Here is a 608-nt window from a genome sequence, read left to right as displayed (position 1 = left end):
GGCGCTTGCCAGAACCTTGCTGCCGTCGGCCGAAATGACCTGGGCGTAGATGTGCTGCGAGGAGCGGAACACGCACAGGCGCACGACTTCGAGTTCGTGCATCTTGAGACGTGCTTTGCGAGCGCGACGCAGTCGAATAACTTTTTTGTCGGTCATTTGCTAGGCCCTACTTCTTCTTGGCTTCTTTACGACGGACTACTTCGTCCGCGTAACGCACACCCTTGCCTTTGTAAGGCTCTGGTGGACGGAAGTCGCGGATTTCAGCGGCCACCTGACCTACCAGCTGCTTGTCGATACCCTTGATCAGGATGTCGGTCTGGCTAGGTGTTTCAGCGGTGATACCGGCTGGCAGTTCGTAGTCCACTGGATGCGAGAAGCCCAGAGCCAGGTTCAGGACGGTGCCTTTAGCCTGCGCCTTGTAACCAACACCGACCAGCTGGAGCTTACGCTCGAAGCCTTGGCTTACGCCTTGGACCATGTTGTTGACCAGGGCACGGGTAGTACCGGCCATAGCACGAGCTTGCTGATCACCGTTGCGAGCGACGAAACGGAGTTCGCCGGAGACTTCGGAGACTTCAACAGACGAGTGAACGTTCAGTTCGAGAGTG

The 608-nt window shown here is 57.2% G+C and carries 2 protein-coding genes; both read right to left on the bottom strand.

The annotated features are described in order from the left end of the window. Window positions 1-156 (bottom strand): 50S ribosomal protein L18 (locus HP546_RS30945; RefSeq protein ID WP_306126092.1); only part of this gene is annotated, 156 nt, incomplete at its 3' end. Between the two features lie 10 nt (window positions 157-166). Beyond that, window positions 167-608, bottom strand: a 442-nt coding sequence (gene rplF, locus HP546_RS30940) for a 50S ribosomal protein L6 (protein WP_172233854.1), incomplete at its 5' end; no start/stop codon positions are given.

The sequence above is a fragment of the Pseudomonas sp. CM25 genome, from assembly GCF_013179705.1.
GTDB lineage: Bacteria > Pseudomonadota > Gammaproteobacteria > Pseudomonadales > Pseudomonadaceae > Aquipseudomonas.
The sequence above is the reverse complement of the archived record's forward strand: the minus strand, read 5'-3'. Positions and strand labels throughout refer to the sequence as shown.